General features: G+C 57.9%; 13 protein-coding genes and 9 pseudogenes. 8 read left to right on the top strand and 14 right to left on the bottom strand.

The features are described 5' to 3' along the window. Window positions 1-225: 225 nt before the first annotated feature. From I6F16_RS36685 to I6F16_RS36665, 5 genes and pseudogenes are all read right to left on the bottom strand, one after another. Window positions 226-438: a tyrosine-type recombinase/integrase gene (locus tag I6F16_RS36685; RefSeq protein WP_225174681.1), complete on the bottom strand. Its 213-nt coding sequence runs from the start codon at window positions 436-438 to the stop codon at window positions 226-228. A 16-nt stretch (window positions 439-454) separates the two neighbouring features. Further along, window positions 455-1690: an FAD-dependent oxidoreductase gene (locus I6F16_RS36680; protein WP_225174680.1), complete on the bottom strand. Its 1236-nt coding sequence runs from the start codon at window positions 1688-1690 to the stop codon at window positions 455-457. Next, a pseudogene (locus I6F16_RS36675) lies at window positions 1687-2508 on the bottom strand (sugar phosphate isomerase/epimerase). The gene I6F16_RS36680 and the pseudogene I6F16_RS36675 overlap by 4 nt, the downstream one beginning before the upstream one ends. Before the next feature lie 64 nt (window positions 2509-2572). Continuing rightward, a complete protein-coding gene (locus tag I6F16_RS36670; protein ID WP_225174679.1) occupies window positions 2573-2893 on the bottom strand; it encodes a MocE family 2Fe-2S type ferredoxin in 321 nt (106 codons plus the stop codon). A 140-nt stretch (window positions 2894-3033) separates the two neighbouring features. Continuing rightward, on the bottom strand, window positions 3034-4026 hold the full coding sequence (locus I6F16_RS36665; RefSeq protein ID WP_225174678.1) for a sterol desaturase family protein: 993 nt from the start codon (window positions 4024-4026) through the stop codon (window positions 3034-3036). Window positions 4027-5367: 1341 nt separating this feature from the next. Here I6F16_RS36665 and I6F16_RS38130 point away from each other — a divergent pair. From I6F16_RS38130 to I6F16_RS36640, 4 genes and pseudogenes are all read left to right on the top strand, one after another. Beyond that, complete coding sequence (locus I6F16_RS38130; RefSeq protein ID WP_276573585.1) at window positions 5368-5574, top strand: Tm-1-like ATP-binding domain-containing protein; 207 nt, start codon at window positions 5368-5370, stop codon at window positions 5572-5574. 931 nt (window positions 5575-6505) lie between these two features. Next, entirely contained in the window at window positions 6506-7144 is a 639-nt protein-coding gene (locus I6F16_RS36650; protein ID WP_225174682.1) for a sigma 54-interacting transcriptional regulator, read from the top strand. A 160-nt stretch (window positions 7145-7304) separates the two neighbouring features. Continuing rightward, a complete protein-coding gene (locus tag I6F16_RS36645; protein WP_225174677.1) occupies window positions 7305-7730 on the top strand; it encodes a hypothetical protein in 426 nt (141 codons plus the stop codon). A 125-nt stretch (window positions 7731-7855) separates the two neighbouring features. Then, window positions 7856-8368: pseudogene (locus I6F16_RS36640) on the top strand (NAD(P)-dependent oxidoreductase); the annotation flags it as partial. A 436-nt stretch (window positions 8369-8804) separates the two neighbouring features. Here the strand turns inward: I6F16_RS36640 and I6F16_RS36635 are convergent. Continuing rightward, window positions 8805-9372, bottom strand: a pseudogene (locus I6F16_RS36635) (transposase). Window positions 9373-9510: 138 nt separating this feature from the next. Here I6F16_RS36635 and I6F16_RS36630 point away from each other — a divergent pair. Next, window positions 9511-9888 (top strand): annotated as a pseudogene (locus tag I6F16_RS36630) (integrase core domain-containing protein); the annotation flags it as partial. A 61-nt stretch (window positions 9889-9949) separates the two neighbouring features. Further along, window positions 9950-10539 (top strand): annotated as a pseudogene (locus I6F16_RS36625) (hypothetical protein); the annotation flags it as partial. 112 nt (window positions 10540-10651) lie between these two features. Here I6F16_RS36625 and I6F16_RS36620 read toward each other — a convergent pair. Both I6F16_RS36620 and I6F16_RS36615 read right to left on the bottom strand, forming a co-directional pair. After that, window positions 10652-10945 carry a hypothetical protein gene (locus tag I6F16_RS36620; RefSeq protein WP_225174675.1) on the bottom strand — a complete coding sequence of 98 codons (294 nt, stop codon included), beginning with the start codon at window positions 10943-10945 and terminating at the stop codon, window positions 10652-10654. Between the two features lie 617 nt (window positions 10946-11562). Further along, a pseudogene (locus tag I6F16_RS36615) lies at window positions 11563-12624 on the bottom strand (IS3 family transposase); the annotation flags it as partial. A 686-nt stretch (window positions 12625-13310) separates the two neighbouring features. On the opposite strand from I6F16_RS36615, the gene I6F16_RS36610 reads away from it, so the two are divergent. Then, window positions 13311-13625, top strand: a complete 315-nt coding sequence (locus I6F16_RS36610) for an EamA family transporter (protein ID WP_249785746.1) — start codon at window positions 13311-13313, stop codon at window positions 13623-13625. 241 nt (window positions 13626-13866) lie between these two features. Here the strand turns inward: I6F16_RS36610 and I6F16_RS36605 are convergent, their stop codons facing one another. The 4 genes and pseudogenes from I6F16_RS36605 to I6F16_RS36590 form a co-directional block, all read right to left on the bottom strand. Continuing rightward, the gene (locus I6F16_RS36605) at window positions 13867-14937 is read right to left on the bottom strand and encodes an NAD(P)-dependent oxidoreductase (RefSeq protein WP_225174673.1); all 1071 of its coding nucleotides are present in this window, start codon (window positions 14935-14937) and stop codon (window positions 13867-13869) included. Between the two features lie 13 nt (window positions 14938-14950). Next, window positions 14951-16474 (bottom strand): GMC family oxidoreductase, encoded by a 1524-nt coding sequence (locus I6F16_RS36600; protein WP_225174672.1) that lies wholly within the window; start codon window positions 16472-16474, stop codon window positions 14951-14953. Window positions 16475-17033: 559 nt separating this feature from the next. Beyond that, on the bottom strand, window positions 17034-18083 hold the full coding sequence (locus I6F16_RS36595; RefSeq protein WP_225174671.1) for an NAD-dependent epimerase/dehydratase family protein: 1050 nt from the start codon (window positions 18081-18083) through the stop codon (window positions 17034-17036). Between the two features lie 514 nt (window positions 18084-18597). Continuing rightward, window positions 18598-18949 (bottom strand): annotated as a pseudogene (locus tag I6F16_RS36590) (transposase domain-containing protein); the annotation flags it as partial. Window positions 18950-19152: 203 nt separating this feature from the next. Between I6F16_RS36590 and I6F16_RS36585 the strand changes: the two are divergent. Continuing rightward, entirely contained in the window at window positions 19153-19632 is a 480-nt protein-coding gene (locus tag I6F16_RS36585; RefSeq protein WP_225174670.1) for a hypothetical protein, read from the top strand. On the opposite strand, the pseudogene istA reads toward I6F16_RS36585, so the two are convergent. Next, a pseudogene (gene istA, locus I6F16_RS36580) lies at window positions 19629-20284 on the bottom strand (IS21 family transposase); the annotation flags it as partial. The gene I6F16_RS36585 and the pseudogene istA sit on opposite strands and share 4 nt — an antisense overlap. 18 nt (window positions 20285-20302) lie before the next feature. Next, a pseudogene (locus I6F16_RS36575) lies at window positions 20303-20570 on the bottom strand (transposase); the annotation flags it as partial.

Genomic DNA, 20570 nt, shown 5'->3' with positions numbered 1-20570 from the left:
TCAAGCCGTCGCACCGGCTCCGTGATAGCACTATGCACAGTGTCCATTCTAAGCCTAACGGTCCGAACAAACCGCAGACTCGCAGATCACCCCGTCATCCGGAAGGTGGCCGCTGAACAGCGCTTACCGCCTATCACTGTCCATAAGAACAGTTCTCAACAACACGCCTCATTCGGCAAGGCGGCCTTCACCGGACGGATACGTCGAGAAATGGGGCGAAGGCGGTCATGCGGCGCCTCCCGGAAAGGGGAGCGCGACCTCAGCGAGCTGCGAGGCCGCCACCTTCACGTACAGCGCCGCTGTGTTGATGCTCCGGTGCCCTAGAAGATCGGCGACCTCGTTGATCGGCCTTCGTCGCCCCACGAGCTGGGTGGCTAGACTGTGGCGCAGAAGATGTGCGCCTCCGACGCGACCGAGCTCGATCCCACCATGCTGCACACGTGGGGCGCGCCAGCTAGGTCAACAGGGATTTGATATCGATCGCGGGATCTTGAAGCGCTTCAGCTTCGGGAGCAAGGCGGCGGCCGATCATCTTCTCCGCTATGCGGATCTCCTTCGCGATCGTGCCCAAGCTGCCAAGGCCACATGCAGCCATGAGGCGTCCGTCGCCTGCAAGATAGAAAAACAGCTGGCCCTTTGCGCCGAGATTCCTGCGCACCTCACCGTGTTCCTTACGATAGAGGCCGGCGATTTGGAGCGTCTGATCGTACTGATCCGACCAGAACCACGGCACATCATCGTAGGTACGGTTCGCCCCCAGCATGTTGGCAGCAGCAACAGCACCCTGTCGCTGTGCATTGCGCCATGCTTCCAGCCTGATCCGGTCGCCATAGAGGGGATGCGGGAATGAACAGCAGTCGCCCGCCGCGAATATATCTGGATCAGAGCTAGCGAGCGTATGGTCCAGGATGATCCCGTTATCGACTGCGAGACCGACCGCCTGCGCGAGTTGAACGTTCGGCACTGCCCCCACCCCAACCACGACCAGATCAGCGAGAAACGCGCGACCGCCCGAAAGCACGATCTCTGACTGTCCTTCGATTGCGTTGATGCACTCGATCATGGCGCCGGTCTCGACGCGCACGCCCGAGCGCTCGTGCTTGGCCTTGATAAGGTCCGCCATGGGCGCTGGGACTGCCCGCATCAGCAACCGTGGACCGGCCTCCAGCACAGTCACTGAAGCACCTTTCGACGACGCGCTTGCTGCAACCTCAAGCCCGATGAAGCCGCCGCCGATGACGACCACCTTGCAACGGGCATCAATGATCCGGCGAATTGCCAACGCTTCCGCATACGTGCGCAGAGTTGTCATTCTGCAAGCTGGGGCGGCCGGAATGCTCAATTTTCGAGGACGAGCGCCCGTGGCCAGCAGCAGTCGTTCGTAAGGCCACTTTGCTCCCTCAGAGAGCGTGATCGTATGTGCCGAGCGATCTATCGATTGGACATTCCGCCCTAGGAGATGGTCAATTCCTAACTCGGCCATGCGCTCGGTTGTGACAAGCAGCGTGGGCCCAGGCTCCATCTCCTCCACCAGAATCGCCTTCGATAGCGGTGGCCGCTCATATGGCAGCATGTTCTCGTCGCCGATCAGAACGATCCGGCCTCGCCAGCCGCCCTCACGTAATGCGATTGCGGCGGAGGCGCCGGCGTGGCCCGCCCCAACGATCACCATTGCGCGTTCGTTGCTCAAGCGACCGAACCATGTTCGAGAGTAGCTTGTGAGTCCGCCGCGGTACGTGCAAACAGCTCGCGTACCAGGGACTTGATGAGCAAAGCTTCCTCCCAGCGGTCGGTGGTATCGTTGCCCTCACGATCGGTAATGGCATAGGGCCGCGGGCCAAGCTCGCATGCGAAAGACGGAAACGCATCCGCCCCTGCGCGCTTTCGCCAGCTTCTGAAACCGTATTCCGACCAGCGTAGGAACAGGCCCCGCCACACTTTGTGCTGTGGAAAAGTGATCTCAACCTGTATCTGCTCGCGCGAGGCGATGCGGTCGTGAAATGCCCATGTTCGGTCGAGCACCTGCTGTACAAGGGCTTCGTCCTGGTCAGAGACCGGAAACCAGAATTCAGGGCCCACCAGCACATGCGAGAGGTCCGGCAGCATTCGCATCTCGGGGACGGCATCCATGAGGTCGAGTGTGAATAGAAGGTCTGTGGTCATCCTGTTACGATGCGTCTCGAAATAAAACGGGCATGCCGGCCTCGCCAGCTATCTTGATCCAGCCCTCCAACAGCGGAATGCACTCAGCAATACGACGTGGCCAGACGTTGGGGTGCACGTTTAGATGCAAAGCGCCGAGCTGCCCGGCAAGGTCGATCGCCTCTTTCAGGTCATCGATCGTCCGTGGAAAACACATGCCCTCGACGACAAACCCCGTGCCGGAGAGCGCATGCGCGAGCAGGTCGACGCTCGAAAATGCACTGACGCCGTCGAATCCTGCATCCTTGATCCCCCCACGTTATGTTTGAGGGAAGGCTCAACTCTATCGGGGTGGCGCCGCTCCATCGCCCACAGTGACTGCAGTACGACAAGTCTTTGCGTCGACACTCGATTATCCCCGTGGTCCGATTCAGATCTTGACGAAGACGCTGTCACCCTCGACCTTGACCTCGTAGACCCGCAAGTCGATGCATGCGGGCAGCGCGCGTGCCTCGCCGGTCCGGTAGTCGAATGCACCGAAGTGCTTGGGGCACTCGATGATATGCCCGTCGACAATGCCGTCTCCGAGATGGACCTTCTCGTGGGAGCAGTGACCGTCAATCGCGTAATAGGCTCCATCCGGAGAGCGAACAATAACAAACGTACGCCCTCCGTGGTCGAACCGGAGCGCCGCTTCCGGCTCCAAAGCACCTGCGGCGCAGGCTACGACCCACTCTCCTTCGGCAATCAATTTCGCTTCCTCTGATTTAGGTTGTCGATAGCAGCCCGCATTGGCGATTAGGCCGCAGTCCCAGTCCTCCCGGGCAGAATGCGGCCAACGAGATGCACGACAATCCGCGCAATGGGAACTATACATCACGCGAACCTGCACTAGCCGCGCGCGTACTTCTTCGCCTTGATCCGCTTGTACATGGCTTCATCGGCTTCCGGCGAACCGTCATGCGAGGTGCCGAACCATTCGTCCAGCGGGATTTTCATGTCGGTGCCGTAGTTCACCTCAAAGTACTTGTGGTGCAGATAGCGGTAGTAGTGGTCGTTGCTGATGCACTTATCATCGCTCGTTACGATTCGATCGAACCCGGAATGGCCGCCCGACGGCGCCAGCGCCGAACGCGAAAGATAAAATACTGCGTGCACAGGGCTCGAGGGCAGAAGGAAAAAGATCAGCACGCCGGAAAAGTAGATGATGTGCTCGAGCGGATGCATGGAGAGGCCGGACCAGGGACCCGGATTGACGTTACGGTGATGAAGTTCGTGAACAATTCGGTATAGCGGGCCCATATGGATCAGGCGGTGGATTACATAGAAATGCAGCGAATACCACATCGGTACAAGCAACGTCAGCGCCATGAAATAGACCGGCTGCTGCAGGAACTCGACCGGGGGGATGTAGCCGTTGGCAACCATCCACCAACTAATCACCTCATACGCGGTCCAGATAGGCACGCCGCTGCACATTGTAAAGAACACATTCTCGACGTTCTGGCTTCCAAAAGTGAACGTTGAATTGTTCGTATCGGGCCACTTAGCATTGTATTTGAAATCTGTCTGCTGCCGCCGCTGGATGTAGAGCAAGGTGTGGAGGCTGCCATAGAACAGCAGAGCAAGAGCAGCATTCCGCAAAAGGATGAGGGTAATCCACCCGAGACTAAACTCCCGCATCGCATCTAACGAAGGCGTCAGATACCAAGAGACGAGCGCGGTCGCAAAGTAGACCGCGTTCCAAGGCCATACATAGCCTAGTAGCCATCGAAGGAATGCTCTCGGCTGCACCGGCCAGACGAAGATCGGAGCGCGCGTAGGCCGCCTGTGGGGCGTCCAGTACCCCCGTTTATCACGTGTGCCATACAGAGTATCATCCACATCACTCTCCATTGCGTTGCGGCAGTACAAGTGCGCGTGCCGGGCTCGCCGCAAAACGGTTGATCATTTCATCTACATTGTGGGCGAACGCCTTCGACAACACCAATACTCACTTCGAAGCACGTCGGCGTAGCACGGCTCAGCGTTTCGAGACGCGGATTGCGGTGACTCCGATCCGCCGACATACCGAGCAGTGAAGATAGCGACACCGCAACTTGGTTTATCGCGAATGACCTACAGTTGGCGCATGAATCCTGCGTTTTAGAGGCCCACTTTGATGAATCTCATCGCCTTAACTTTTGAACTCTCCATATGTCATATGTCGAGCCGCGCTCGGGCCTTTGTTCGGAGCTGGGCATAGCCCTTCGGCCGGCTGATCGTATCCTGTAGCAAATCGGGCTTAAGACGCCCACACCTGAGTGCGGTCAGTTCTTAGGCCCTATACCCGGATCACGAGCCAACTCACTGTTCAAGCCGGCAACGGCATCAGGAAGTCGGAACAGCCCCAGTGTCGTTCTGTGTCCAGCTCGGAAAGCGCTCCAAGCACACCCTCGTTCGTGTATCGGGGCGCGACGAGTCCGCGTACGCCGATAGCGAGAGCCTCTTGTGCCGTGGCAACACTGTCGACCAAGGCGAGCGCGCTGCCCCCCCTGGGCGACCGCTCTGCGCAACAAGAGCTCCGTCTTCACCCCGTACCCGAACTCCTCAAGGCTTGTACGCATTTCGCCGTCAATCGCAGTCACGCTTGGGAAGTTAACGATGGCCGAGCAGCCGACATTCTCGAGCGCCTTCAGGATGTCAGTGGCGGCGGAAAGGGTCCAGCGCAAACACGCCCGCAAAGAAGCGGAAAACAATCTATGTAGTCGGGACCAGCGACACCAAAGGCAGCGAACTACGGTATCTCCGCGACCGTATTCGAGATGCAGGTTGTCGTGCCGTTCTTGTCGATGCTTCGGTCTCTGACCTACAAAAAAAGCTGAAATATCGACGTTCGTCCCTCTGAAGTCGCGCGCTTTCATCCGAATGACCGAAGAGCGAAGACCTCAGAGATCGTGGCAAGGCAGTTGCTGCGATGTCCCAGGCGCTCGTGGAGTTTGTCCGGTCTCGACAAGACCTGGACGGCATCATCGGTGCTGGCGGCTCCGGAGGAACTGCCTTAATCGCCCCGGCCGTGCGCGCTCTTCCCATTGGCATTCCGAAGGTGCTCGTTTCGACGGTTGCCTCTGGGAATATTGCACCATACCCGACTGACATCAGCATGATGTATTCGGTAACCGACGTATCAGGCTTGAACCGGATGTCTCGGGTCGTCCTCGCTAACGCCGCTCACTCCTTGCCGGGATGGTGCTCAATAAGGTCGACCTCGCCGGCGACGACAGACCGGCAGTCGGCCTGACAATGTTTGGTGTTACAACTGCCTGGGTTCAGGCTGTGACCCGAGCGTTGGCCGAATCCTTCGACTGTCTGGTGTTTCACGGCACAGAACTGGAGAACAATCGTTCGAGAAGCTTGCAGGCTCTGGACTGTTGGCCGGTGGGATTGACGTGACCACCACCGAAGTGTGCGACTATCTCGTAGGTGGAGTCTACCCCCGACCGTTTCGGTGCATCGCGTTTTCGATTCTTGGAGGCGTTTCCGTCACGAAATGGCCTATCCGACCCTGATCGAGGGCGCGGTCCATCACCTCGACCTCATTGCGGATTTCGCGGGAGGGCACTGCACATTGATCTTTGCCCGAAGTTGGAAGCCGGAATGCGCGGAATACAAAGGCGACACCGACGTCATAGCGTTGTGGATTTCGCCAACGGCGCCCACGGCTCTATGAAGGGTCCGCGGCACAATCCACCGGGCTCAATGATTGGACGTTCGAGTATTTTCGGGTGGAAGCGGCATCCGGGACGGCTATACTCGATCATCGCGAGGTCGAAGTTTTCCATCGGGATCCAAAGCGTTTTCTAAAAACAGCCGCAAAGGCAAAGGGCAGCAGGTGTCCCTGCTCACTGGCAAAAAGTGGCAGAATTCTCTGCTGATCAAACAATTCTGCAAATGGCTCGATGGGGCCCGCCAATGGTACAAACGTTGAAGATAACCTGCAGTCAGTCGCGATGGTGTTCTCCGCGATTGAAAGTGCACGGGTCGGTCAGCCCATCAAAGTTCAGCAGTTCTTGCGATCGTTCCGAGAAAGTACCTGAGGCTTCGTAGTCGGCTTTAGGGCTCGCTAAATGGTTGATCTGATGATTCGTTCAGAGCAAACCACCTCCTCCGAGGTGCGCTGCCGTGCATACTCGATCAGAGATCGTCGCCATACTTAAAGCTACTCTCGCCAAGCCGAACAGCACTCTTGTGGGCGCAGCTATCGGGACCGGGCTAGCTGCCCAGGCGGCATCGAGGGAAGGTCTCTTCGACAAGGCGCACCTTCTCGTCGTACCTCCATCGCCGCCGACGCTCGGCTCCCAACACATTGACCTGCATTCCCGACGTGACCTTAAAGCTAGAGTTAAGGTCAAATCCTCAGGCCGCCTCGCAAACTACACAAGGCGGCCTTCGCCGGAGAGATACCTATCCCAGCGCTACCCTGCTGATCGAGAACGTCGAGCGCTTGTGCGTCGACGCCCAGGAACGATTGGTAGAACTCATTGACTCAGGCGTCTATCGGCGGCTCGGCGATAACGAGCAGGGCCGGTTCGAGGACCGCCTGATCCTGACTGCGACGTGGCCGCTTTCGCAGTTAACCGCTAGCGGGTTATTGATGCCTTCGCTAGGCTCCCTCTTGTCTCCCGCACACGTCTTCCTTCCGGATCTCCGCGATCGGCTTGAAGACTTGCCCGTTCTCGCAGAACACTTCCTTCAAGGGCTCCGCAAGGATCGTCGCAGTCGCAAGCTATCAGTTGACCACTCAGCGTATCGAAGCCTCATGACATACGATCGGCCCGGGACATCCGTGAGTTGCGGGCCCCTCGGCCTTTTCAAGCCCTGCTCCTTACTTGTCGAGTACCCACACCGTAAGCTCGGGCGCGGCATCGGGGACAAAGATCCGGCTCTTTGGATTTGTTCGGACACGGAGCACACAGTCGAACTGTCCAAAAGTTCCCCCTCCCACAGGCACCTCAATCATTGAGGTCAATGTCTTGTCCCTAGCCGCCTTTGGAGACAGCGAATAGCGAGATCGCTATTGTCACTAAACATTTTTATCCATCGAGCGGTTCGCGAGCCATGTCCTGGCAAATGGAGTTTCGATGATAAACCCAACCGATAAGATACACCCGGAGGGCTAACTTATGTCAAAAGTGATCGATCAGGAGCTCCAATCCATCATCTTCTCTGACGCCCTGCGCGAAGATTGGGTTCAGCGTGGAAAGACCTCACTTGAGAGCGAGGGCTCAACTACGACTATCATGGTCGACAGATCGACCTGGCAAGAGGAGCTGCGTGCCAAGCTGCCGGATACTGAACTGCTAATGGTCGGGCCGTGGATGATACCGGACGTTTTCATGAGCGAGGAACTGCTCGATCTGGCGCTCAAGCTGCGCGCTATCGCGGGCACCTTCGATAACCGCTTCACCAGCTTCGTTTCTATCGAGGCGCTGCAGCGCCGCAACATTCGTTTGATCGACACGTCGCGTTCCATGACCCCCAGGGTCGCTGAATTCGCGCTTACCCAAACTTTAAATCTTCTACGAGCTGTTCCCACCGCGATAGCCTGATGCGTGCCGGCGGTTGGAGGCGTCCTTGGGACAATTTGGGCTAATATCTATGGCGATCTCGCGGGTAAGAAGGTCGGGCTCGCCGGCTATGGCAGCATTAACCGTCGCCACCACGAACTGCTCGGGGCTTTGGGTGCCCGACTGCTGTCTATGATCCAATGCTCGACAGGGCCGCAGCCCAAAAGCTCGGATTGACTTATACGTCCTCGCTCGTTGAGCTCGCCGAAGCTTCTGAGATCTTCGTTGTGGGAATTCCGCCACTCAAATCCTCGCTGCGCCACGTGAATAGGGCAGTATTTGACGCGCTGCCATTGGGAGCCCTATTCATTCTCGTGAGTCGCATGGCAGTAGTCGATGAGCCTGCACTGTCGGATGCCGTGAACATCCGCAAATTGCGAGCCGCGATCGATGTATTTTCAACCGAGCCAGTTCCGCCCGATGCACCCTATCGCTTCTACCCAAAGCTGTTGACTACGCCGCATATTACGGGAGGTGCGGTCTACTGCTACGAACGCTGCTTCACTGATGCCTGCATCGACGCACTCTCGGTTATCGAGGGCGGCACGCTGCGCTTTGACGCCAGGCCAATCGACCTGTATATGGGTGTCGACCAGTCCGGGAACGCAAGCAAGCGTTAGCTGGGAAAATCGGAATCGCGAGCCACCACGTGCGCGGAATGACAATCAAGCCAGCATGGTCCAGCCGGTGAGCTCGCCGCAGACGGTAACCGGCCTAAGGGGAGCATCTACGCCGCTACGAGCTTGTCCATTGCGGAGTTTGTGATTTGCCAGGGCAGACGGCCCGAGATGTAGGTCGAGACGTGGCGGCCCTCTCACACCATGCGAGGTAAACCGATCAGCGCGCAGACGCAGGCGTGAGCACCTTGCGGGCACGGCCCATGTTGAAGTCTGACTTTCTTTTGCTAAGTTCTGTGCGTCAAGTTCAGCAAATTGATCATGGGGTCCGGTGAGCCATCCCCTCGGAGCCGCCGTCGCTCGCCTCACCCGGAAGCGCAGCGGGCGAGCGACGGCGGTGGAGAGGGTTGGCCCATCCCCTTGGCGGGCCTGAGCATCGTCAGGCCGCCTGGCGTAGCGCCTCCTTCTTGTGCTCCTTCAGGAGATGCATGTTCAGGTAGCGATGGTCCTCGAGCCAGGCTTCGTGGCGCTCGACGGTCAGCGCGCGGATAAGCCGCAGGCAGCTCTAGCCGTCGAGGAAGATTCTCACGACGTAGGTGCGCCGCCTGATCTCCTCGTTGAGACGCTCCAGCATGTTGGTCAACTTCATGTGCTTGCGGTGCGCCAGCGGCAAACGGAAGTAGGTCAGCGTGTCCTCGATGTACCAAGGCCTTCTCCGAGCGCTGATAGCGCTCGAACAGCTCGGTCGAGAACCGTCCCTGCCGGTCCTGCGGCACCTTCAACTCGATCTTGCCGACCCGGGTGATCAGCGAGCGTGTGTAGTAGCCGGACCGATAGCCGAGCCGAGCTTCGCTCCGCTCCCCCTTCTCCGCGCGGAGCGTCTCCGCCATCTCGGCTTCCAGCGTCTCCTGCACGGCGGCTTGGATCAGCGGCTTGAGGAACTCCTTGCCCGACGCCAAAAGCTGTTTGACGGCAGATACATCCGTCCTAATATTCGTCAGGGTCATGGTGGTCCTTGCTCCTCTAGCGGTGATCGTTCCGTGGCGCTCCGGCTTCAGATATTCACCGCGAAATGACACGGTGTCTAGACCGTGCCAGCCATTCCCAAGCTAACACTTAATGACTGCCGCTCGACAAGGGCATGGATCACGATGGAAGCCGCATTCTGCGTCGAGACGCTGGAGGATGCTCTCGCTCGCCACGGCCAGCCGCACATCTTCAACACCGACCAGGGCTCGCAGTTCACCGGCGCGGCGTTCACCGCCGTGCTCGCCAGTCACGCCATCGCCATCAGCATGGACGGCCGGGGCGCCTGGCGCGACAACGTGTTCGTCGAGCGGCTGTGGCGCAGCGTCAAATATGAGGAGGTCTATCTGCGCGCCTACGAGACCGTGTCCGACGTCCGCGCCTCGATCGGCCGATACCTCGACTTTTACAATGGCCGGCGTCCTCACTCGAGCCTTGACGGCGGCACCCCGGATCAAGCTTACTTCAACCCGCTGCCGTTCCGCGCGGCAGCTTAATTTTGGCGGAAGCTCCAATTATCGATGCGGAATTGCTGTTCAGACAACCGGGACCACCTCTATGGAGGCGCTCGGACGCGCGCTTGTATTGGAGCCGTATTTGCCGACCGTCGTGATTGGTGGTGGTTTCCTGGGACACGGCGGTTCGGCTGCACAGAGGGCCGAGTACGTACCAGCAATTATCGATGGATCAAAGACGCTTGCCTTCTCAGCTCGAGAGGAACTCTCGCTATGATCTTTACGACGTGACTACATCGAAGGAAAAGTGAGGGGGGTGATCGACGTGATAAATTGCTTGTTATCAACGGCGACAGCGACAAGACGCTGATCGTTACAGCGCGCAGCAAAGGCGCGCGGCGGAACAAGACCGGTATAGGTGTCTTCCTCATTCCATCCGAAGCCAAGGCATCGCGATAAAGAGCTATCCGACGCAAGACGGCTTGCATGCCACAGACGTCTCCTTCGCAAAAATCGAGATCGGTGACGAGTCTGTCCTCGGCGACCCGGAAGACGCGCTGCCGCCATGGCGGCATCGGAACGACTATGGAGGCCAGGATAGGTCATAATTTCGGGTTGACTATGATCGAGCGGGCGTTTGGGGATAGTGGTTACCACCTTCGGCGCGCCAGTCAGAGCGGACCGCTCGTGTGAGGGTAGTGGGAGCCGAGCCGACGCGACGCAGTGACCGTGACTGCAGCTTTGCGCTTCCGCCACCGCACCGAGACCCAGTTGCCAACTCTTGGGGGGAAGCTGTCGGACTCCCTCAACGCACGGCGCTCGCGAAGATAGACACCACTGCCGCGAATGCTATCTGAGAGCTGACTCCTAACTTCCAAGCCAATTTGCGCTTGGAGTGGATCCGTTCATGAAACCTTTGGAGTGTGATGAGCGGTTCTTGGGGACAAACACTGTGCACGAACTGTAGTGGATCAGGCAAAATTGCGGCCATGGCACCAAGCGCGATAGCCGGCGCCGAGGCCGGTGTCGCAAACAGCCAGATCGCAAGCGCGATACCAGCGCACGCATCCACTCCGATACTCACCAGATCGAACAGCAAGGCTCGGCTCAACTTTAGGCGCGGATGGTCAGCACCCTTCCCGAAGGGGGGTGACCGAAGTGAATAGTCCCAATGCGGTATGGCGTCGATCGCAAAGTGGCTCGCAAAGCCGGCCATGGCTGCCAGCGCTGGATTGGAAGGGACTAAGCTAGCGATTGCGCCACCGACGACCGCGTGTGTGCTCAAAATCATTTGCAAATCATCTCCGCGACTCGAATTTATCCCAAAGAGGCGGTCGTCGAAGCCACCGCCTTTGAGAATTACGTGTTCAGGCCAGCAATCTTAGCTCCGGCCGCGCAAGTAGGCGGCAATGCTGGCGGCGCCGGAAGGTTTGTCGCCCTGAAGGTGCAGACCTCGACTGCAATAGCGCGTTCCGGATCAGGTAGCTAAAAGGGGCGAGGTTTAGGAACCGCGATCTCAAAGTCGTGAAATGGACCCGCGAAGCGGGACCGCTTGAACCTCTTTGTTAGTTGGAAACTGACCACTCCTGATCCGTTTCTATCACGCAGCAAGAGTCTCTGTCTGCTGCAGTTGCTGTGGCATGTGGTCAACGCGCCAGCGTTGTCCACCATGTCAACAGCCTTCGCGGCCTGCATCCGTTCGCGCCAAACCGCCATCGGCGTGCGATAGCCGTGCGCCTGATGAAGGCGACGATCGTAAAAGGTGATCCAGTTCGCGCCCCCTTGCCTTGGCCTCGCGGCCGGCGGCATAGCCCTTGAGATAGATGTCCTCATGCTTGAGCGACCGCCACAGCCGCTCGATGAAGACGTTGTTCATCAAACGACCACGGCCATCCATGGAGATCTTGATCCCTGCGCCCGCCAACGCGCCGGTGAAGGCCGCACTGGTGAACTGGCTGCCTTGGCCGGTGTTGGAAATCTCCGGCGTGCCGTACTTCGCCAGCGCCTCCACGCAGAAGGAGACGTCCATCGTGTTCGACAACCGCCACGCCAGAACCGCACGGCTCGTCCAGTCGATGATGGCGACGAGATAAAGAAAGCCGCGGCCGATGGGCAGATACGTGATGTCGGCCGCCCATACCTGGTTTGGCGGTCGATCGTCAAGTTGCGCAACAGATAGGGATAGATCTTGTGGCCCGGCGCTGGCCTCGTCGTGTTCGGCCTTGGTCCCAGCGCCGCGATGCCCATCTTGCGCATCAACCGCTGCACGTCGTTTGCGATTGACCTGAAGCCCCTCAGCCTTCAGCATCGCGATCATTTGCCGCGAGCCCAGGAACGGCCAGGCGGTGAACAGCTCGTCGATCCGCCGCATCAGGGCAACGTCGTTGTCGTGGCCGGCCGTGGCGGCCGGTAGACCCCGCGCGCGATGCCAAGCAACATGCATTGCCGGCGGATCAGCGCCATGTCGGCGCGATCGAGCATTCCTCGGCGGTCCGGCGTGCTCATCTTCCGGACCTCCGCGCTAAAAAATCGCGCTCGACTGTCAGATTGTCCAATCTTGGCGTGCAGCTTCTCGATCTCGCGCTCGCGCATCCTCGCTCTCGCGCCCGGCGCCCGCCTCAAAGGCCCGGGCCGCCGTCCAGCAGTTGCTTCTTCGCCATAGATCTGGTTCGGGTGAACCTCATAGCGCTGGGCCAGATCGGCCACTCCCGCACGGCTTCCAGCCGCGATCTTTGCCTTCAGTGCCGCGTCGATCTTACGTCTCGTCTTCGTCGTCATCATGCCCTCCGTCTATCAAACGGAGCGGCCCCTTCCAACTAAGCACGTGGTCCCAAAATCGGGGTCCATTTCAGTTACGCTGGGCCGCCCTAGGCTTCGACGTCTCAGCTCTGTAAAGTTGAGGATTCAAGGAAACACCTCAATCTTTGCGATCCCCCAATGCAGATTGACAGTGAGGTTGGGTCGTGATGCTTATGATGGCGCCCTTGCCGGCCTCATGTCTATACGGTTCCGTGGTGAGGAGACTTACTAGTTCTTGGAGGAGAGTCCACGGCCCAGGTTGGCTATAACGTTCTTCACTTATGGGTCTCTTCTAATAATGATTACCCGCTTGCTGCTACCTGACTTACCCCCGCTAATCCAAACAGAGGTTGCGCCGTTTTCTCGTGGCAGGAGGCGGCTGGTTGTGTTCATGGCCGAGTGGATCAGCCATACAACGATTGCCCCTGACGTTATATTCTTTCGTTGCTTCGTGCCGAAAGTCGCTGCATCGGGCCTTCAATCCTGTTGCCGGAGCAGGCTTTCAGAGGATTTGGCGCTGTATTCTCTTGTGAGCCTAGCTGCGTACCGAGGCTCGCACTCCTCATCGCTCCAGTGCTGAATCAAGCACCAGCATAGAACGGGTACGGCGCACCTTGAGAACTTCATCCTTCGCTCTCATCGTTTTCTGCTCAAGCACGAATGCATTGGCGCAAATTATTTTACGCAAAGCGATGCTGATGCTTGGCACCTCACCGTCTATCGACACGCCACTAGCGGTCTTTTGGATTTTTATGGTTTACCTGTGCGCTGGCTTAGCTTGTTATGCAATCGGGATCTTTTTATGGCTAGCGGTGCTTTCTAGCAATGAGGTTAGCGTTGCCTATCCGATGTTGGCGATGGGATATGTAATCGCGGTCGTATTTAGCTCCCTCCTCCTCGGCGAGACATTACCGCTCGCAAGAGTTGTTGGCATTGGGTTGATCTGTGTCGGCGTGCTGTTAATCAGTCGGACAGCGTAGTCCGTGCGAACTCAGCGCGCTAGATGGTCAGGTTGGCAGCGCTCGGAATCGAGATGACGGCCGGTCGCTCAGGCCAAGTATGCGCAAAGGAGGCAATCCTCCACTGATTGGGCATGCTCGGCCGCAAGCCCCCGGTAAAGCCTTCACGCACTCACAAATGCGTCGAGCGCGATGCCAGCGTGCGCGAGAGCGCGCGCCCATGGCCGTATTGCCGGGAGGCGGATCGCTAACAAGGAGACATTTAAATCGCTTCGCCGTTCTGCAGGCACGAGTCGATCGAGAGGCGCATCCCTTCTCGCAAGGCGACATACGGAGTGTACCCAAGCACCTTTTTAGCCTTGGTGATATCGCATGCCATTGTCTTATTCATTTCAGACAAGACATGAAGCTTCTGATGGTAAATACCGACATACTGAAGAGACGCATCGAGAATCGTTGAAATTTCGGCGACCATACCTGGCAGACGAATCGTCCTGGGCCTGACCGTCATGCCGAAGTCCTCACTAAGAACCTGGCGGACTGTTTCGATGATTTCGTTCATGGTATATGGCGTTTCGTCGGCCAGCCAGAATATCTCTCCTGCCGCATCTTTGTGAGTTGCCGCAAGCAAGATACCTTGCGCCAGATTGTCGGTATAGGCCATTGAGCGACGGTTCCGCCCCGACCCCACGACGGGAAACTTGCCACGCTTAATCATCTTGAAAAGCAGCGTTTGCCTCGACGGCTGGTTGGGTCCGTAAAACCATGGCGCCCGGACAATAACAATCTCCATCGGGCTGCCAGCAGCAACTTCTGCACGTAGGGCCGTTTCCATCAGCATCTTGGAGCGGCCATATCCCATATACGGACGATAGGGGCTTTCTTCTGTAAATCTATGGTTCGGATGTGGATTGCAGCCGATCGGCGAATTCGAAGACATGACAATCGCGCGCCGAACGCCGATCTTTTGCGCCGCCGTGATCAGATTAATTGTGCCTTGCGCGTTTATAGCCTCAAATTGGCCGACGGTTTTTGGGTGAATGACTCCTGCCAGGTGTATCAGTATGGCACCCTCCGCCCCGGCGACGAATGCCCGGACGGCTTCCATATCTACGATACTGCCTGTGACGATTTCTGTCCCCTGCTCGCGCAGCTGTGAGACATCTTCTCCCGGAAGAACAAGCGCTCTCAGTCGGAAGACTCCATTTAAAAGGAGTTGTGTGTTGGGCAGCCCCGTCGTCAGCGCTGCCGCAATACGCCTGCCCAACCAACCGGTGGCTCCTGTTACGAGCACCAGTGGCGCATTCAAGTTTATCTTGACTGGCGCTTTCACATTAACGATCCGATCAAACCCTTTCTCTTGCCGCGGAGCGGGCACGTTCCCCACTGGAACGAGAGAGCGCAGCTTCTGCAACCCGAAACGCAAGAGCCATTATGGTCATTTGAGGATTGACGCCGGGCGCTTCCGGAATCAGGCTGGCGTCCGCGACAAAGAGGTTTTCGATGCCACGCACCCGTCCGTAACTATCCACGCCGCAAGCGTTCTCATGCTCGTTGAGCGGGCAACTCGAGAACAGATGCACGGTCATCAGATCTGTTGCACTTGGCAGTGGCTTGTTCCAGAATTCATACACCTGATCAGGGCTCGTCCACCCTTCATGGCCAAATATGCTAGGGAATACTTTCCGGGCACCCGCTGCAAACATAGCTTGGCCAAGACGCGTGAGAACCTGGCCCAGAGCAATCCAGTCCTCCGGAGTAAGCTTGAAGCTGACAAGCGGCTCTTTAGTGCCGGGAATCAGTCTTACCGCGCCCACTCCGCGCGCTCGTATCATGCCATAATATGAGCCGCAAAAGCGCCAATTCTGCATCAGATTGCCGCGATTATTCCAATCTTCCGCAAGCGAAAGGCCAAAAATCGGGGGCGTGAACACCGATCCACCAATGCGTTGTTCCGGCATGAACTCGGTAACCGCCGTGAGTGGAAGCCGCGACAGATGCGCATCTAACCGCTCGTTGAACAAGACCGTTGCCTTGATTGTTGGGTGAAGGCGCAGAGTATTGCCGATGCCTTCTCGCAGGCCGGAGTAGCGCAGAAGAGCCGGCGTTTGTATTGCGCCAGCGCAAACGAACACCATGCCTGCCCTTACTCTTACCGGCGCCGCTTGGCCCCCGGCGGGATCGACAGAGCGGCCAAGGACCTCCGTAGCTCGGCCCTTTTTGAATCGTATTCTGTCCACCCGCGTTCGAGCCAGCAACCGCATGCCGCGTTCTACCGCCTTTGGCAGAAGGGTTACGGCCATAGACTGCTTGGCGCCGGTGGGACAGATATAACTACAACGGTTGGCGCCCTTGCAGCCACGTTGCCCCCGTTTCAACTCCGACACTTTCCAACCGAGCGCGTCACTCCCCTGCCGGAGAATCTCAGTAGGACCGCCGAGTGGCCCAGGGGTCAGGCTTGCATTCACGGCCCTCTCCGCGCGCTCGAAATATGGTGCGAGACTCTCTGGCGTAAAATCCTTGATCTTATTGAGCTTGCGCCATTGCTCAATGAGATCGACGTCGGCTCGCTGCGCAATAGCGCTGTTGATTTCTGTTCCTCCACCGACGCAACGGCCTTCTGCATACGTGATGGCAGGGCGTCCGATCGCGGCGCTTATTCCTGCGCTACGCCAGGCCATCGAAAATGCATCCGTCGCGACTTGTGAAGCTGATGAAGACGTAATATGTTTACCTTCTTCAAGCATGACGACAGACAGACCGGCTGCTGTCAGCACATCTGCCACACTGGCGCCCCCCGCACCGGACCCGATAATCACCGCATCCGCCTCCAAGCAGGTTTCCTTGCTCGGCCAAAAATAGCCTTTCATGTCGGGCCTTTCAGTTCCGTGCAGCCAATAGCTTTGCCGCCACATTTGTCTGCTCATAAAATGCAAGCAGCGTTATCGATCGATAAAGTCGTAAGACGGACCTGATGGGGCCAGGTAATCTCTGCAGAAACGTGTAAAATTTGTCTGCGCGGAGCGCGGTTGCAAGCCGTCCGCCCGCGCCAACTGAGATCAAGAAGATGCAAGGTCTCAGAAGGATTGAAATGCTACGAGCTGCCAGACGGATGTGAAAGGGAGCGTTCGCAATCGCTCGGCTCACGCGTGGCGGGACGGCAACTACTACAGCTCGCATTTCTTCTTGATCTAGCAACGGCCACGCAGGCATCATTGTTACCACGATCGCTCCATCTAACAACATTCTAGCCTCCTCAAGTTGAAGAGTAATGGATGCCAGGACAGGACCAGCCCCGCCAATCCAATTGTGCATTAAGCGGCGCACCGGCTCTTGCTTAGCAAGTCAGTGAGGTCGGCTCCAGCTACGCAACGTATTCCCATGCTGGACCTCAAGCCTGCGGCAACACTGCGTTTAGAGACATCATGTTTATCCCGGAATGATCCGCAAGGCATGGGGAATCAGCGCCAGGATCTGCTTTCTAACCGGAGACTTGTGGTGTGATGCTCCGACTTCGCTTAGACATAACTTGTTAGCCTGATACCAGTTATAGGTATCGATGATCATCTCGGAATTAGAATACCTCGGCGCATAGCCAAGCTCTTTCTGCGCCTTCGAAATATCAAAATAGGTTGATCGGCCGTACGCAAGCAAATGGAAGGGACCTAAGGGGGAGAGGCCGAGCTTGCTCGCAAGATTCGCAATCGGGATAGTTGGCCACATGGGGATAGACTTGATCCGGCTCTGCGTCCCGGCGTGGTCGATTAACGCCTGCAGAAGTTCACGCATCGTGCCAAATTCGGCGGCGCCAATGTTGTATTCTGTAAATCCTTTCACACCCGATGCCGCAATGCATGCCCAAGCCAGATCGTCCGCGTGAACGAACTGATATCTGTTATTGCCGCCCGCCAAAACTGGGATGTCCAATCCCCGCTGAATCCAGTCGAACAAAATATGAGCTGTGCCAAGACGGCCGTGTCCAAGAATGGTACGTGGGCGCACTATTGCTATATCGAGGCCGTAGTATTTTGCTGCGTTCTTACAAGCATTTTCTCCCGCAAGTTTTGCGCGTCCGTAGTCTTCGGCTGGATTGGGCTTGGTGTTCTCTGTGATGGGATTTAGTTTCGGTGTACCATAAACAGCGGTTGAGGAGGTATATATTAACTTCTCGACACCTGCTGCAGCCGATTCCTCGGCAATGATCTGCGTGCCATCCTTGTTGACTGACCAAAACAAATCCAAATCTTTGGCCAAAGGGTTTTGAGCGGCGTTGTGAAATACCTTAGTCACGCCGGAAACTGCCTGCTTGACTGCATCGCGATCCAGAATTGTGCCTCTGAAAAATTCCAAATTAGGATGACTGAACCCAGGAAAGTTCAGGTCGAACATGCGAACGTGAATACCTCGTGCCAGCAACTGTTTGCAGAGCACCTCGCCGAAATATCCCGAGCCGCCGGTAACTAGAGCTATATTCACCATCTCTGACTACACAAATCTCAAGGCCTTCGACGGACTGTTAGTAGGAGAGGTATTCTGCCCACTCCTGGTGATCGTCGTGACGCAGTGTGCATGCATTAACATTCTCAACATGGGTGGCTCTTCGCGTCGCTGTATCTCTAATGGCTCGCCTATGAAGGGAGTTGAGAGATTGGGCTGTTGACGAGCCTGATGCTGTGAGGCATCCGAAGCAATGCAGTGATAAGCCCGTTGTTCATAGGAGTGGTCTCTTGGTTTGTTTATGACAACCGCTAGCGTTGGTGGCGCTTGTCGAGTTACCTGCTGATGATCCCTGGCTAGGTTAGTCATCACTAAACCTGGCATAGGTTTCTCAATTTGATCAACGACTAGTCCTGGCAGTAGACGGCGGCGCGAGCCTTTGTACAGCCAGACCTGCAATCGCGACGCAAGGTTCGTCGTACGCATACAACGGAGACCGCCTGATTGACGCATGCGCGCGGGGGCCGGGTAGCGCTATGATACCGTTGCGTGAAGGTTAGGCAGCTTGCTGATCGGTGGGCTTGTCGGCTTCGCGCAGGAGCTTCCATTCCCAAGGCAGCAGTTCGTGCAAACGCGAAGCGGGAAGATCGGCGATCCGGGCGAGGACGTCGGCGAGCCAGGCTTTGGGCCGACATCGTTAAGACGACAGGTCGTGATCATCGTCAGCATGATAGCAGCGCGGTCGGTGCCGCGCAGGCTGCCGGCGAAGGTCCAATTGCGCCTTCCCAAGGCGATGCCGCGCAACGCTCTTTCGGAGGCGTTGTGCTGAGGCAGATCCTGCCATCGTCGAGGAAGCGGGCAAAGTCGGCCCAGCGCCTGAGCATGTAATTCATGGGTTTCAGGACCTCGGGGACCGCGGAAGACGAACAGATGACCGCTGTGCGGTTATGTTGCACCACATAAGCGTTCTTATGTGTCGGACGAGATTATGTGGCGGAAGCGCTCTAACGCCAGCCAGGGCCGGCCACGGCTGGATTCCTCCGCCACATAACATTTTGTGCCCCTCGTGCGGACGCGGGATCCCCCTGCGCCGTAACGCCGGAGGGGCACAATGCTCGAGTTCTTTTTTTCGTACCGTGGGGTGCTTAAACGCCTTCGTGACGGGGCGCTCGGCGCCGAGATGGACGGCATTGCGGAGCACTTTTTCTCGCTCGGTTACAAGCAAGCATCCGCTAAGCTTCATCTGAGCCGGATCGCGCGGTTCGGCCGTTTTGCTGCAGCGCATTGCGGTTCACGGCCGATCGGCGAAGCTATCGTCGATAGCTATCTATGCGCATTCACGACGGACTCACCGCGGATTGCGGCAGTGTCTGCGCTCCAACACGCGCCACGGGTGGCGCCCGAACGATTCATTGCCTCGACACCCATTGTAGTCGATGATCCGGACGCTCCGCTTTTGCGCTCCTTTTCTGACTATCTGAGCAGGGTACGAGGCCTTGAGCCAAGGTCCCGCGATGGCGTTCTCTTGGGCGCACGGCGCTTTCTGGATTGGCTCCGTCATCGCCATCCTGGCCAAGGCCTCGAGGCGTGAAAGATCTCGACGGTGCGGGCCGTGAACCGCACCTCGACCTCGGCGCGCGCGAAGCGATGCGGAACCTGTAGTAATGCTTCTCCACCTCGACGTGGTAATCGAGAGTGACGCGGCGGATCCGCCACTCGGCGAGGACGTAGGGGGACACCGGCAACGGCTTGAGCGCCGGCCGGTCGACCTCCTCGAGCAATCGGCGGCGTGTCACGCCGAGCCGTCGGATCGGCCGTTCCTCGTTCAGCCTCGTGAGCAGTTCGCCGATCGCCGCATTGACCTCGGCCAGGCTGTAGAAGGTGCGATGACGCAGGCGACCGAGCAGCCAGCGCTCGACGATGAGGATGGCCTGCTCGACCTTGGCCTTGTCGCGCGGCTTGCGCGGCCCCGCCGGCAAGATGGCGGTGCCGTAATGGGCCGCCATCTCCGCATAGGTACGATTGATCTGCGGGTCGTACAGGCTCGCCTTGATGACCCCGACCTTGGTGTTGTCGGGCACCAGCAGCGCCGGTATGCCGTCGATCGCCGCGAAGGCGCCAACATGGGCGCTGATCCAGTCGGCGAGCCCCTGCGTCCACGTCGCCTGCGCGTAGGTGAAGCTCGATGCGCCGAGCACGGCGACAAAGATCTGCGCCGTTCTGCGCTCACCCGTCAGGCGGTCTGACCTTGCCCCCAAGTTTTATCTAGTCCTGAGTTCGCTCCGGCTGTTGGATTGGCCCGGTTGGGCGGTGGTAGCGACGGGAGCTGGCGCGGAGCCATCGGCATAGCGCAGCGCCAGATCCCGGCGCGGGTTGGCAGGTGACTGCGAACTCGGACGGGGTCTTCCATCCGAGCCGCGAGTGTGGGCGTGCATCGTTGTAATCGGCGCGCCAGCATCCGAGCACGACGCGGGCCTGGGCCAGCGAGGTAAACAGCGTCTCGTTTAACATTTCATGCCGCAGCCGTCC

The organism is Bradyrhizobium sp. IC4060, assembly GCF_020193715.1.
Lineage (GTDB): Bacteria > Pseudomonadota > Alphaproteobacteria > Rhizobiales > Xanthobacteraceae > Bradyrhizobium > Bradyrhizobium yuanmingense.
Note: the sequence above shows the minus strand (reverse complement) of the source record. Positions and strands in the feature narration are given on the sequence as shown.